At 51.7% G+C, this 12,158-nt stretch carries 12 protein-coding genes; 4 read left to right on the top strand and 8 right to left on the bottom strand.

The window, feature by feature from the left end; genetic code table 11:
* Positions 1–38: 38 nt before the first annotated feature.
* Both J3P35_RS03000 and chrA read left to right on the top strand, forming a co-directional pair.
* Positions 39–1,010, top strand: coding sequence for an isopenicillin N synthase family dioxygenase (locus J3P35_RS03000; protein ID WP_210462894.1), 972 nt, complete (start codon positions 39–41; stop codon positions 1,008–1,010).
* A 101-nt stretch (positions 1,011–1,111) separates the two neighbouring features.
* Positions 1,112–2,287, top strand: a complete 1,176-nt coding sequence (chrA, locus tag J3P35_RS02995) for a chromate efflux transporter (protein WP_210462893.1) — start codon at positions 1,112–1,114, stop codon at positions 2,285–2,287.
* A gap of 96 nt (positions 2,288–2,383) precedes the next feature.
* Here chrA and rfbA read toward each other — a convergent pair whose 3' ends face one another.
* From rfbA to prmC, 7 genes are all read right to left on the bottom strand, one after another.
* Positions 2,384–3,259, bottom strand: coding sequence for a glucose-1-phosphate thymidylyltransferase RfbA (gene rfbA / locus J3P35_RS02990; RefSeq protein ID WP_210462892.1), 876 nt, complete (start codon positions 3,257–3,259; stop codon positions 2,384–2,386).
* A gap of 4 nt (positions 3,260–3,263) precedes the next feature.
* Positions 3,264–4,271 (bottom strand): SDR family oxidoreductase, encoded by a 1,008-nt coding sequence (locus J3P35_RS02985; protein WP_210462891.1) that lies wholly within the window; start codon positions 4,269–4,271, stop codon positions 3,264–3,266.
* Between the two features lie 227 nt (positions 4,272–4,498).
* A complete protein-coding gene (rfbB, locus tag J3P35_RS02980) occupies positions 4,499–5,545 on the bottom strand; it encodes a dTDP-glucose 4,6-dehydratase (RefSeq protein ID WP_210462890.1) in 1,047 nt (348 codons plus the stop codon).
* 1 nt (position 5,546) lies between these two features.
* Positions 5,547–6,578: a UDP-glucose 4-epimerase GalE gene (gene galE / locus J3P35_RS02975; RefSeq protein WP_210462889.1), complete on the bottom strand. Its 1,032-nt coding sequence runs from the start codon at positions 6,576–6,578 to the stop codon at positions 5,547–5,549.
* Between the two features lie 9 nt (positions 6,579–6,587).
* On the bottom strand, positions 6,588–7,877 hold the full coding sequence (locus J3P35_RS02970) for a nucleotide sugar dehydrogenase (RefSeq protein WP_210462888.1): 1,290 nt from the start codon (positions 7,875–7,877) through the stop codon (positions 6,588–6,590).
* A 2-nt stretch (positions 7,878–7,879) separates the two neighbouring features.
* Positions 7,880–8,479, bottom strand: a complete 600-nt coding sequence (locus J3P35_RS02965; protein WP_210462887.1) for an acyltransferase — start codon at positions 8,477–8,479, stop codon at positions 7,880–7,882.
* 142 nt (positions 8,480–8,621) lie between these two features.
* Entirely contained in the window at positions 8,622–9,479 is an 858-nt protein-coding gene (gene prmC / locus J3P35_RS02960; RefSeq protein ID WP_210462885.1) for a peptide chain release factor N(5)-glutamine methyltransferase, read from the bottom strand.
* Between the two features lie 79 nt (positions 9,480–9,558).
* On the opposite strand from prmC, the gene ribD reads away from it, so the two are divergent.
* Together ribD and J3P35_RS02950 are read left to right on the top strand one after the other, a co-directional pair.
* The gene (gene ribD / locus J3P35_RS02955) at positions 9,559–10,596 is read left to right on the top strand and encodes a bifunctional diaminohydroxyphosphoribosylaminopyrimidine deaminase/5-amino-6-(5-phosphoribosylamino)uracil reductase RibD (protein WP_210462883.1); all 1,038 of its coding nucleotides are present in this window, start codon (positions 9,559–9,561) and stop codon (positions 10,594–10,596) included.
* A 191-nt stretch (positions 10,597–10,787) separates the two neighbouring features.
* Complete coding sequence (locus J3P35_RS02950) at positions 10,788–11,270, top strand: GAF domain-containing protein (protein ID WP_210462881.1); 483 nt, start codon at positions 10,788–10,790, stop codon at positions 11,268–11,270.
* A gap of 160 nt (positions 11,271–11,430) precedes the next feature.
* On the opposite strand, the gene J3P35_RS02945 is transcribed toward J3P35_RS02950, so the two are convergent.
* Complete coding sequence (locus J3P35_RS02945) at positions 11,431–12,117, bottom strand: phosphatidylserine decarboxylase family protein (protein ID WP_210462879.1); 687 nt, start codon at positions 12,115–12,117, stop codon at positions 11,431–11,433.
* Positions 12,118–12,158: the final 41 nt, after the last annotated feature.

Raw genomic sequence — 12,158 nt, 5'->3', positions numbered from 1 at the left:
TTTAAAATGAGTTTTTCAAAACACGTCAAGACAGGTTTATGAACGATAAATTATTAGAGGAAATCCCATCGCTGGACCTCGCCGATTTCACCTCCGGCGACCCGGCCCGCAAAGCGGCCTTCGTGAAAGGAATGGGTGATGCGCACCAGAATATCGGCTTTGCCGCCTTGAAAAACCACGGCCTGAGCGATGAGTTGACCGACCGCCTGTATGCGGCTATCAAGAAATTCTTCGCCCTCCCAGATGACGTGAAACAGAAATACGAGATTCCGGGTCTGGCGGGTCAGCGCGGCTACGTGGGTAAAGGGAAAGAGCACGCCAAGGGCCGCAACACCGGCGACCTGAAGGAGTTCTACCATGTGGGCCAGGAAGTAACCGACAACGATCCTATCAAAGAAGAATACCCAGACAACGTGTGGCCCGAAGAGGTGACCGAGTTCCGGGAAGTGGCCCTGGAGGCGTACAGCCGTCTAGAAGCCGCTGGCAAGCAGGTTCTGCGCGCCTTGGCCTTGTATCTAGGTCTTTCCGAGGATTACTTCGATGCCAAAGTGCACAACGGTAACAGCATCCTGCGCGCCATCCACTACTTCCCTATCGAGAACCCGGATGCCGTACCAGCCGATGCCGTTCGTGCCGCCGAGCACGGGGACATCAACCTGATCACCCTATTGATGGGCGCCTCCGCTGATGGCTTGCAAGTGCTTCGCCGCGACGGGAAATGGATCCCGATCACGGCCTTGCCTGAGCAGATCATTGTGAACGTGGGCGACATGCTCTCGCGCCACACCAACAACAAGCTGAAGTCCACCATCCACCGCGTAGTGAACCCGCCGCGCGAGCTGATGCACACTTCCCGCTTCTCTATTCCGTTTTTCATGCACCCACGCTCAGAGATGGACCTGACCTGCCTGGAAGGCTGCATTGACGAGCAGAACCCGAAACAATTCCCAGACATCACCGCCGGCGAATTCCTCAACGAGCGCCTGGTGGAGCTGGGTCTGAAGAAATAAGCTCTTCTTTTGACTTTGAAAGGAGCCTTTAGGGGCTCCTTTCGTTTTTTAAGTCTATTTTTATAAAACAGGCCTAAAAACGCTTTCAACACTAAGTTCTATTGCGCCCTCGTAATTATATTTTCCTGAAGGATGTGGCTTCGCTCTCGCTCACGGCGTTTGGCGGACCTCAGGCGCATATTGCCATGATGCTGCGCCTGCTGGTGGAGAAACGGCGCTACATCACCGAGAAAGAGCTGCTGGAGCTCAACGCGCTGTGCCAGATTCTGCCCGGCCCCTCCTCCACCCAGACCATCACGGCCATCGGATTCAAAGTGGGAGGTCCTAACCTTGCTTACCTCACGCTCTTGGTCTGGATTGCGCCCGCTGCCATCATCATGATTGCCGCGGCCCTTATCATCTCTTTTCTGGAAGGCAAAGGCGCCCCCCTGGGTTTCACCCGGTTCATCCAGCCCATGGCCGTGGGTTTCGTAGCTTTTGCCGCCTGGCGGATCAGCTCTAAAGTGGTCTACACCAAAGGCGGGATTGTGATTATGGTGTTTTCCGCCATTCTGGCCTTCTTCTTTAGGTCCCCTTGGGTATTTCCGGTGCTGCTGCTGATAGGCGGTAGTCTGACGGCACTCAGGTTCCAGAAGCAGCCGGTGCTGAAGAAGCAGCCAATGAAGATAGAATGGGCCAATTTCCTCCTGTTTTTGGGGGTCTTGATTGCGGCGGCTTTGCTTGGCCGGTTCACGCAACTGCGGGCGGTCTTGCTGTTTGAGAATTTCTACCGGAACGGCAGCCTTATCTTTGGCGGTGGCCAGGTGCTGATCCCCGTGATGTACACCGAGTTTGTGGAGTTCAAGGGTTATCTCAACTCCAAAGAGTTTTTGTCTGGATTTGCGCTTGTGCAGGCCTTGCCGGGCCCGGTTTTCTCTTTCTGTTCCTACATCGGCACCCTAGCCATGCGGCCATACGGCTGGGGCGGGCAGATTCTGGGTGGTGTGGTGTGTACCATCGCTATTTTCCTACCAGGCACCTTCCTGATCTTCTTCGTGATTCGCTTTTGGGAGGAACTCCGCAAGTACCGGGTGATCCAGGCCTCGCTAGAGGGCATCAACGCCGTAGGCTGTGGCATGGTGTGCGCGGCCGCCATTATGCTCTACCATCCCATCGAGAACACTCCTTATAACTTCGGGCTAGTCCTACTCACCTTCGCGCTGCTGCAATGGACCAGAATTCCAGCCCCTGTCCTTATTTTGACCGGTTTGGTAGTTGGTTTGATCTTTCCGAATTAGTCAGTTTCTGCCCCAATTCCCTAAAAACAGCCTATAAATAGAAAGCCCTGTGAAGAACTCAATCTCACAGGGCTTTCCGTTTGATGTTTATCGCTTTTACAAGCTGTTCTGTTCTCTCAGGACACTCAACAGGTAATCGCCGTAACCGCTTTTGCGCAGAGGCTCGGCCACGCGCTGCAACTGCTCGGCAGAGATGAAGCCCATGCGGTAGGCCACTTCTTCAATAGACCCGATTTTCAGTCCTTGGCGCTCTTCAATCACCTGCACAAACGTAGCAGCCTGCATCAAGGACTGGATGGTACCCGTGTCTAACCAGGCCGTGCCGCGGTCCAGGATACCTACTTTTAGTTTGCCCTGGCGCAGGTATTCTTTGTTCACATCGGTGATCTCGTACTCTCCGCGGGGGCTGGGCTCCAAATTCTTGGCAATTTCTACCACGTCATTGTCATAGAAGTAAAGGCCTGGCACCGCGTAGCTTGATTTTGGCTGCTTCGGCTTCTCTTCAATAGAGACGGCTTTCATGTTCCCGTCAAACTCCACCACGCCGTAGCGTTCCGGATCATTCACGTGGTAGGCATACACAACACCACCATCGGGATCATTGTTAGCCTGCAGAAGTTTGCTCATGCCGGAACCGTAGAAGATGTTGTCTCCTAAGATCAAGGCCGCTTTGTCATTCCCGATGAAGTCAGCGCCTAACACAAAGGCTTGCGCCAATCCGTTAGGCACTTCCTGTACCTGGTAGCTGAAATTACATCCAATCTGGCTGCCATCGCCCAGCAGACGCTCAAACATGGGCAGGTCGTGCGGGGTGGAAATGATGAGAATGTCTTTGATACCGGCCAGCATGAGCGTGGACAGTGGGTAATAGATCATGGGTTTGTCATACACCGGCATCAGCTGCTTGCTAACGGCAAGCGTGAGCGGGTGTAACCTTGTTCCTGAGCCTCCGGCTAAGACGATTCCTTTCATGGTCTTATTTCTGGTTGTATATAAAATCTTGGTTGTCACGGAACCAGGCCAGGGTTCTTTGCAGACCTTCCTGGATTCTGATTTGTGGGTTGTAGCCCAATAAGCGTTGCGCCTTGGAAATATCAGCCAAACTGTCGCGGATATCACCGGCGCGCTCAGGGCCATACTCCGCCTGCACGTCCACGCCGGCTTCCTCTTTTAGGATGTTGAAGAGGTCATTCAAAGAAGTCCGGTCACCTACCGCGATGTTGTAGACCTGGTTGATCGCCTCAGGGTTCTCCACCAACGCCGCACGGATGTTTGCTTCCACGCAGTTCTCCACGAAGGTGAAGTCACGGGTTTGCTCCCCGTCGCCGTTCATTCTCGGCCCACGGTTGTTAAGCACCGCATCAATGAACAGCGGAATCACGGCCGCATACGCCCCATTCGGGTCTTGGCGCGGCCCGAAGATATTGAAATACCGTAGCCCGATAATCTCCATGCCATAAGTCTTTCCGAATACATCGGCATACAACTCATTGGCGTATTTGGTCACCGCGTAAGGAGACAAGGGCTTACCGATTTTGTCTTCCACTTTAGGCAAAGACTTGCTGTCACCGTAGGTAGAGGAAGAAGCGGCGTAAACGAAGCGCTTTACGTTCTGCTCTTTGGCGGCCATGAGCATGTTCACGAAACCACCCACGTTCACCTCATTAGAGGTGACCGGGTCTTTCACGCTCCTGGGCACGGAGCCTAAAGCGGCTTGGTGCAACACTACGTCCATTCCCTCACAGGCTTTCATGCAGGTTTCTAAGCTACGGATATCGCCTTCCAGCACTTCCAGACGGTCATTGTCTTGGAAGGCCCTCAGGTTTTTGTGGAATCCGTTGGAATAATCATCCAATACCCGCACTTTTTTGGCGTTGTACTTTAGGAGGTACTCTACTAAGTTGGAACCTATAAATCCGGCGCCGCCGGTCACTAGAAAGGAAGTTTGCTCTAAAGAGCCGTTATGAAAGGGATTCTCGTACACGGGGAATTAATAACGAATTAAAAATTAAAATGAGTTTTAGGGCAACTTTGAGAAAACTGGCTTAAAAACACAGTTCCTTTTTACCCAATTTGATGCTTTTGACATGGCGTTATCTCTCTCAAAAGAAACCTTTATTTTGCTTTGTAAGCAGAATAAACAAAGATGCGTTTAGAGGCTGTTTTCGGGAAAACAGCCTCTAAACGCATCTTTAACTTTGATTTAGCGGTTTAGCGGGCATATTGCTCGTTGTAGTATTCCTGGTAACTTCCGGAGGTCACATTCTGCAACCACTCCTCGTTTTGCAGGTACCAGTCTACCGTTTTCTCCAGGCCTTCCTCAAACGTAACGGATGGCTTCCAGCCCAGCTCATTCATGATCTTGGAAGAATCAATGGCGTAGCGTAAATCGTGGCCTGCTCTGTCGGTGACGAAGGTGATGAGTTTGCGGGAGGTACCTGGCTCACGGTTCAGTTTCTGGTCCATGATGTCGCACAGAAGGTGAATGAGGTCAATGTTGCGCCACTCGTTCACGCCCCCGATGTTGTAGGTATCGCCTTCTTTGCCTTTGTGAAACACATCGTCAATGGCACGGGCGTGGTCAATCACGTACAACCAATCTCTAATATTCTCGCCTTTGCCATATACCGGCACCGGTCTGTTGTTCTTGATGTTGTTCAAGGCCAACGGAATCAGCTTCTCAGGGAAGTGATTGGGTCCGTAGTTATTGGAACAGTTAGAGATCTTCACCGGCAAGCCGTAAGTGTGGTGGTAGGCCCGCACGAAGTGATCTGAACTGGCTTTAGAGGCCGAATACGGAGAACGTGGATCATACTTGGTCTCCTCAGTGAACATGCCTTCCTCGCCCAGTGAACCGTACACCTCGTCAGTTGAGATGTGGTAGAACACCTTTCCAGAGTAATCAGATTTCCAGAGTTCTTTGGCAGCGTGCAGCAGGTTGCAGGTTCCGTTCACGTTGGTGCGCACAAAGGCCATAGGATCCGTGATGGACCGGTCCACGTGCGACTCGGCGGCCAGGTGCATCACGGCGTCAAACTGATGTTCCTGGAACAAACCGTTGATATACTCCTGATCGGTGATGTCGCCTTTGATGAAGGTGTAGTTAGGGGCATCCTCGATATCCGTCAGGTTCTGAAGATTCCCAGCATAGGTAAGCTTATCCAGGTTGAATATCTTGTAGTTTGGATACTTGGTCACAAATAGCCGCACTACATGGGAACCAATGAAACCGGCCCCGCCTGTGATTAGTATTTTCATCTTACTTAGAGGTTACCTTCATTAATTGTTGCTGCCAGGCCCAGGAACTGCCCAAGCTATCTTCCAGGGATAATGACGTTTTAAAGCCGAGTTCCTGGGTGGCTTTGGTCACATCGGCGTAGATGGCAGGAACGTCACCTGCGCGACGAGGACCAATTTTATAGTTGAATTTTTGGCCGGTAGCTTTTTCAAAAGCCTTAATCACTTCCAGCACGCTGCTGCCTTGTCCGGTACCGATGTTGAACACTTCGTAGGGTACGGCATCTGGTTTCTCCAAGCGTTTGATGGCGGCCACGTGGGCTTTAGCCAAATCCACTACGTGCACGTAATCACGGATATTGCTTCCGTCAGGCGTATCGTAGTCGGTCCCGAACACGGTTAAACTCTCCCGGATGCCGGCAGCAGTCTGGGTGATGAAAGGCACCAGATTGCTTGGGATACCCAGCGGCAACTCCCCAATCAACGCTGATTCATGTGCGCCTACCGGATTGAAGTACCGAAGGGCAATGGACTTTACAGCATAGCTGCCGCTATTGGCCACATCCTGCAGAATCTCCTCGTCAATCTTCTTGGTATTGCCGTAAGGCGAGTTGGCTTTCTGCGTAGGGGTTTGCTCTGTTACCGGTAGCTTCTCGGGAATACCGTAGACCGTGCAGGAAGAAGAGAACACCAACTGAGTTACCTGATTGGCTTCCATCACCTGCAACAAGGTTACCAATCCGGCCACGTTGTTGTGGTAGTACTTCAAAGGCTCCTTCACCGACTCTCCTACCGCCTTATAAGCCGCGAAGTGGATTACGCCGGTAATATCGCCTTCTTTTGAGAAAACTTCCTGTAACGCAACGGCATCGGTGCAATCTACTTTATAGCAGGGTACTTCCTTACCCAGAATCTGGGTAAGCCCCTCCAGCACCCGTTCCTCAGAATTGCTGAAATTATCAACGATGATGGGCGTATAACCAGCCTGTGCCAGTTCTACCACGGTGTGGGAGCCAATGTAGCCTGCTCCGCCGGTAACAAGAATTTTACTCATAAGAATAGATTATAAGCTCCAGTAAGGCAATGTATTGATTTTTCCGCGATAAATCCCTTTCAGGTCAATGACAATAGGACTATCGGCGGAGATGCTCTGGAAATAGTTTTCGTCCAGCTCCAGGTAATCTTTATGGTTTACGGCCACAACCACCGCATCATAGTCATTACTTGGGTTAGCCGTTAAGGCGAAACCGTACTCATGCTCCAGTTCTTCAGAAGAAGCATACGGATCCACCACGTCTACCTGCACCCCGAAGCTCTTCAGTTCGTTGATCACATCGGCCACCTTTGAGTTACGGATATCCTCCACGTTCTCTTTGAAGGTAGCACCCATCACCAACACTTTGGCTTTGGAAATGGCTTTCCCTTCCTTGATCATCATTTTTATGGCTTTGCTGGCTACATAAGCACCCATGCCGTCGTTGATGGTACGGCCGCTCAGAATGATTTTGGAATCGTAGCCCAGCGCTTTGGCTTTGTAGGTCAGGTAGTAAGGATCCACGCCGATGCAGTGGCCACCTACCAGACCCGGGAAGAATTTCAGGAAGTTCCACTTGGTGCCGGAGGCCTCCAACACTTCGTAGGTATTGATGTTCATCCGGTCAAAGATGATGGACAGCTCGTTCATCAAGGCGATGTTCACGTCGCGCTGGGTATTCTCGATGATCTTGGCAGCCTCGGCTACTTTAATAGAAGATGCACGGTGCACCCCAGCCTGAATCACCAGCTCATAAACTTTTGCAATGATGTCCAGAGACTCTGCGTCACAGCCAGATACCACCTTCACAATCTTGGTAAGCGTGTGCTCTTTGTCGCCTGGGTTGATGCGCTCCGGGGAGTAACCTACTTTGAAATCAGCAGGGAATTTCAGGCCAGACTCACGCTCCAAAATTGGAATACAGTCTTCTTCAGTGCAGCCTGGGTATACGGTAGACTCATACACCACATAATCGCCTTGTTTCAAAACCTTACCTACCGTGGTGGAGGCACCTAGGAGAGGCTTCAAATCTGGCAAAGCGTGGTTATCAATAGGGGTGGGCACGGCTACAATGAAAAACCGGGCTTCTCTTAAAACTTCCAGGTCATTGGTGAAGGTGATATCACATCCTTCAAACGCAGATGCCTCCAGCTCACCGCTTGGATCCACGTTGTTTTTCATCAACTCTACCCGCTTGGCATTGATGTCAAACCCGATAACACTGATTTTTTTGGCGAACTCCAGGGCAATGGGAAGTCCTACATATCCTAATCCGATGACAGCCAGTTTGGCTTCTTTGTTGAGGAGTTGCTGGTACACAGTTAATCTATTTGAATGGACGATTTAGTTACTTGATTATTCTCTATTTTATATTTCTCGCCTGTTTCCGGGCAAATAGCTTCATTCATGCCATCAAAGGCCAGCTTGTGCCCAGCCTCACTGACCCACCCATGCTGCTTGGAGGGGTTTCCGTAGACCAGCGCATAAGGCGGCACATCCTTGGTCACCACGGCTCCGGCGCCTATGAGGGCGTAGGCCCCAATAGTATGGCCGCACACCACGGTGGCGTTGGCCCCGATACTGGCACCCTTCTGTACCAGGGTCTTCTGATACTCTCCCCGCCGGTTAATGGCGCTTCTGGGGTTGAGCACGTTGGTAAATACCATTGAAGGGCCTAGGAAGACATCGTCCTCGCACACCACCCCGGTGTAAACCGATACGTTATTTTGGATTTTGACATTCTCCCCCAAGACGACTCCGGGAGAAATAACCACGTTCTGCCCAATATTGCAGCGCTTTCCAATGACACAATCAGACATGATGTGCGAGAAATGCCAGATCTTGGTCCCCTCCCCAATGGTACAGCCTTCGTCAATGACAGCGGTTTCATGGGCGGTGTACGCGGAAGCAGGTTGGTTCATGGTACTGGAGCTTGTTCAAAGAGCCGGACTCTTTACGGATAACCGTCTTATTTGGATATCATTTTTTTGCAGCCGCAAAGGTAGGGGTTTTTATAATAATTCCCGGTAACGTGGTTGTATTCATCACGCTTTCAGTAGAAAATCATTCCCAGACTGCTTCAGATACCCGATCTTTTCCCCGCAGATCCTTACAAACCCTGATTTCCTGATAGCCCATTTCTTTCAGCATTTCTAGTGTCTCTTCGGCGAAGCGCTCATTTATTTCAAAGTAGAGTTTGCCCCCCTTCTTCAGCAGTTGTTGCGCCACTACTGCAATGCGCCGGTAAAAAAGCAAGGGATCTTCATTGGGAACGAACAGCGCCATGTGCGGCTCAAACGCCAGCACGTTCTGCCGCATTTGGCCTTTCTCCTCCTCCAGCACGTACGGCGGATTACTGATCACGGCATCCAGGCTTTGCAGTTCTAAAGCGGGTACCTCCTGCAGGATATCCTGCTGCAGCCAGGTGACCGATTGCCCTAACTCCTGAGCATTAACCCTTGCCACCTTCAACGCCTCCGAGGAAACATCTAAACCCCAGACCTGGGCATTTTGCAGCTCAGCCGCCAGCGTGATTGGAATACAGCCGCTCCCGGTGCCAATATCCAATAACTTTACTCCCGCCTTATGCTGATAGGTTCTGATGACCCGCTGCACCAACTCTTCTGTTTCGGGCCTTGGAATGAGCACTGATGGCGTGACCTTGAACTCCCGGCCATAGAAAGAGGCTTCGCCTAAGACATACTGCAGTGGTTCATGCCGCAGCAGCCGCTCCAGATATCCATGCACCTGTTTTTGCACCTCTTCGGGAGCCTCTTCTTTCCGCCGGCGCAACAACTCAAACCTACCCGCGCCCAGCACATGCTGCAGGGTCCACTCGGCCATGGTGCGGGCCTCCGGAGCTTCATAGAGCGTTTCCAGTTGGTGAGCCAAGTGCTCTAAAATAGCTTCAAGGGTCTGCATAAAGGCCAGTTTTAGGCAATTTCTGAAAAAACACCCGATATTCGGGCATGGATCACCAAAGGGCGCGTAAATACAGGTAATGCATACAGAGGAAAAATACATGCAGCGGGCGCTGGATTTGGCAGCCGTAGGCAGTGGCTACGCACGCCCTAATCCCATTGTGGGTTGCGTGGTAGTCCACAAACACAAGATCATAGGCGAGGGCTGGCATCAGCAGTACGGAGGCCTCCATGCCGAGGTCAACGCCATCAACAGCGTGCAGGACAAAAGCCTGCTCCCCCACAGCCGTGTGTACGTCACGCTGGAGCCTTGCTCCCATTACGGCAAGACCCCACCCTGCGCTGATTTCCTCCTGGAGCATGGCGTGCGCGATGTCATAATCTGCAACACAGACCCCAACCCGCTGGTGGCGGGCAGGGGGATCAAGAAACTACTGGATGCCGGCTGCAAAGTCCATATCGGGGTACTGGAACAGGAAGGCCTGGAGCTGAACCGGCGGTTCTTCACCTTCCAGACCAAAAAGCGCCCTTACTTGGTCCTGAAGTGGGCCGAGTCATCGGACGGGTTCATTGCCTTGCCTGATTACCAGGCGACCCAAATCTCCGGCCCTATGGCAAAGCAACTGGTGCATAAGTGGCGCACCGAAGAACAAGCCATCATGGTGGGCACCCGCACGGCAATCCACGACAACCCACAGTTGAATACCCGGCACTGGCCCGGCCAAGCGCCCTTGAGAATCGCCATTGACAAGCAATTACAGATTCCCGAAACGCACCAACTGCTGGATGACAGCCAGCCCACGGTTATTTACACCTTACAAGAGAAGGCGAGCAGCGCCCAAACAGAATTCGTTACCCTGTCCCCAGATGGCACTTTCCTGAATCAGATGCTAACCAATTTATACCAGCGAAACGTACAATCCATTTTGGTAGAAGGCGGCACGGTCTTACTGGAGGCGCTGCTGCAGAATAATCTATGGGATGAGATCAGGGTTTTCAGAAGCCCGAAGAACCTGGCGCACGGTATCAAGGCACCAAGGTTACCGGCTCTTCAGTTTGCCTCCCGGAGAATGGTGGCAGACGATGAACTGACAATCTACCGCAACCATCCTTCCTAGCAACAGCCTCTTTTTGTCTTGTTTCGCCAAAAACAGCCCAAAACTGAAAGTTCCTCCGGCACCCTTTCCCGCAGCATACCGGCAGCATTTGCGTCAGGAAACCCCTAAGGTTACCTTTGCCGTTCAAGAAAACGTTGTGCTTTACAAATCATTAGCACAGCAGCACATTTACCAATTAGCACTTTACTCAAATGGCCGAAGACTTATTCATTGATACCACGCTCTCCAAAGAAGAGAAATACAAAACCCTGCTTCCGCAGATCGAAGCCTTGGTAGCCCCGGAAACTGACCTGATCGCCAACCTTTCCAACGTGATGGCGGCTCTGAAAGAGACTTTCAACTTTTTCTGGGTGGGCGCTTACCTGGTGAAAGAAAACCAACTGGTGCTTGGACCATTCCAGGGACCGGTGGCGTGCACCCGCATTCCGTTCCACAAAGGCGTGTGCGGCGCCTGCTATACCCGCCGCGAAACCATCCTGGTGCCGGACGTAGAGGCTTTCCCCGGCCACATCGCCTGCAGCAGCGCTTCCAAGTCCGAGATCGTGGTTCCCGTAATCAAAGATGGCGAAGTGAAGATGGTGCTGGACGTAGACAGTGACCGCCTGGATGACTTCGATGAGGTGGACCAGAAATACCTAGAGCAACTGATGAAGCTGGCTGAGAACTGGTTCTAAGGTTTTATAAGATAGCGCGTATCAGGTAGTACGCCATTTCAGGCCCGATTTCTAAGAAACACCTGTAAAACGAAGAAGCCTCATCTTTCCCAGATGAGGCTTCTTCGTTTTATCAGAAATTAAAAAGTCTTGTTACTTAATACCTGCTACGTGACACCGACTATCCGAAGAAAGAACCGGAAGCGCTGGTTTTCAGCTGCGCGATGACGGTCTGACCACCTTTGGTTTTCTGGCCCAGTTCTACTTTCACCTCGGTGTCTACCGGCACGAAGATATCTACGCGGGAACCGAACTTGATGAAACCGAACTCTTCGCCCTGGTTTACCTCATCGCCCTCGGTCACGTACCACACAATGCGGCGGGCCATGGCGCCGGCAATCTGGCGGAACAACACCTCAGGACCAGCCAAAGATTCTACCACAACCGTGGTGCGCTCGTTCTTGGTGCTGGACTTTGGGTGCCAGGCCACCAGGTAATGCCCAGGGTGATATTTGAAGTATTTCACGATGCCAGACACCGGATTACGCGTGATGTGCACGTTGATAGGCGACATAAAGATGGAGATCTGCTTGCGCACATCGTTGAAATACTCAGGTTCCTCCACATTCTCAATCACCACCACTTTGCCATCGGCGGGCGCCACCACCAGGTCCTCGTGCAGGAGCAGGTTGCGGTAAGGGCTGCGGAAAAACTGCAGAATGAGCAGGAAAACGATAAAGGAAACGCCAGAGAAGATCCTGTTAAAAGTTAAGTGCTCGCTGTTGAAGTAGTAAAGCGCCATGTTCACGACCAACATCCCTAACAGGGTAAAAAACAGAATCTTTCGTCCTTCTTTATGAATTTTCATTAGATACTCTTTGGCTGATTAAGCAAAAATATAAAAAAAAC

The sequence above is a fragment of the Rufibacter roseolus genome (assembly GCF_017916365.1).
In the GTDB taxonomy this organism is placed as follows: domain Bacteria; phylum Bacteroidota; class Bacteroidia; order Cytophagales; family Hymenobacteraceae; genus Nibribacter; species Nibribacter roseolus.
This window is presented reverse-complemented; position numbering and strand designations above follow the sequence as displayed.

Excerpts from the sequence above, each read along its gene's own strand:
- rfbB (WP_210462890.1), bottom strand. The coding sequence starts at position 5,545 with ATGAAAATACTAATCACAGGCGGGGCCGGTTTCATTGGTTCCCATGTA.
- ribD (WP_210462883.1), top strand. The coding sequence starts at position 9,559 with ATGCATACAGAGGAAAAATACATGCAGCGGGCGCTGGATTTGGCAGCC.
- J3P35_RS02945 (WP_210462879.1), bottom strand. The coding sequence starts at position 12,117 with ATGAAAATTCATAAAGAAGGACGAAAGATTCTGTTTTTTACCCTGTTA.
- rfbA (WP_210462892.1), bottom strand. The coding sequence starts at position 3,259 with ATGAAAGGAATCGTCTTAGCCGGAGGCTCAGGAACAAGGTTACACCCG.
- J3P35_RS02965 (WP_210462887.1), bottom strand. The coding sequence starts at position 8,479 with ATGAACCAACCTGCTTCCGCGTACACCGCCCATGAAACCGCTGTCATT.
- J3P35_RS02950 (WP_210462881.1), top strand. The coding sequence starts at position 10,788 with ATGGCCGAAGACTTATTCATTGATACCACGCTCTCCAAAGAAGAGAAA.
- prmC (WP_210462885.1), bottom strand. The coding sequence starts at position 9,479 with ATGCAGACCCTTGAAGCTATTTTAGAGCACTTGGCTCACCAACTGGAA.
- J3P35_RS03000 (WP_210462894.1), top strand. The coding sequence starts at position 39 with ATGAACGATAAATTATTAGAGGAAATCCCATCGCTGGACCTCGCCGAT.
- galE (WP_210462889.1), bottom strand. The coding sequence starts at position 6,578 with ATGAGTAAAATTCTTGTTACCGGCGGAGCAGGCTACATTGGCTCCCAC.